We start from the raw sequence: 1,101 nt of genomic DNA, 5'->3' as shown, positions 1-1,101 counted from the left end.
CGCTTTACGACCCAGACCCAGACAACTCGGGCACCACTTACGCAACCCGCGGCGGCTTCCTGCATGAGGCGGCAGAGTTCGACGCTGAGTTCTTTGGCATCAGCCCAAGGGAAGCGCTGGCGATGGATCCGCAGCAGAGGCTGCTGCTTGAGGCAGCCTGGGAGGCCTTCGAGGATGCGGGAATCGATCCCGCATCACTGCGCGGCAGCGCAACGGGAGTCTTTGCCGGAATCAGCGGCTCTGACTATGCGGCAGGCTTTAGCGACCTATCTGCGATCGAGGGCTACATCGGCACGGGCGTCGCGCCAAGCGTCGTCTCTGGCCGCCTCTCATACACCTTTGGCCTTGAAGGCCCGGCCGTGACTGTTGACACCGCCTGCTCATCTGCGCTTGTCTCGATGCACCTTGCTGCTCAAGCGCTGAGAAGCGGCGAGTGCTCGATGGCATTGGCCGGAGGCGTCACTGTGCTTTCAACGCCAGGATCCTTCATCGAGTTCAGCCGCCAGAGGGGGCTTGCCCCGGACGGCCGCAGCAAGTCATTTGCCGCAGCGGCAGACGGCGTCGCCTGGGCTGAAGGCGCGGGGCTGCTTCTGCTCGAGCGCCTCTCAGACGCAAGAGCAAATGGCCACGAGGTCCTCGCGGTAATCAAGGGCTCAGCAACAAACCAGGACGGAGCAAGCAACGGCCTGACAGCTCCAAACGGTCCCTCCCAAGAGCGCGTGATCATGCAGGCGCTCGCAAACGCAGGGCTCACCCCTGCAGAAGTCGACGCAGTCGAGGCCCACGGAACCGGCACAACGCTCGGAGACCCGATCGAGGCCCAGGCCCTGCTTGCAACTTATGGCCAGGAGCGCGAGCGCCCGCTCTACCTCGGATCGGTCAAGTCAAACATCGGCCACGCGCAAGCTGCAGCAGGAGCCGGCGGCGTGATCAAGATGGTGATGGCCATCCAGCAGGGACGGCTGCCAAAGACGCTGCACGTTGACGCGCCGACCCCGCATGTTGATTGGACGCAGGGCAGCATCGAGCTCCTGACCGAAGAGATCGACTGGCCAGAGAACGGGCACCCGCGAAGGGCCGGAGTGTCGTCGTTTGGCATCA

At 63.9% G+C, this 1,101-nt stretch carries 1 protein-coding gene; it reads left to right on the top strand.

The genetic code is table 11. The annotated features are described in order from the left end of the window. On the top strand, positions 1–1,101 hold a 1,101-nt coding region (locus tag ACREB4_RS21330), incomplete at both ends, for a beta-ketoacyl synthase N-terminal-like domain-containing protein (protein WP_431590245.1).

The organism is Aquabacterium sp. (genome assembly GCF_050725395.1).
Lineage (GTDB): Bacteria > Pseudomonadota > Gammaproteobacteria > Burkholderiales > Burkholderiaceae_C > Aquabacterium.
The sequence above is the reverse complement of the archived record's forward strand: the minus strand, read 5'-3'. Positions and strand labels throughout refer to the sequence as shown.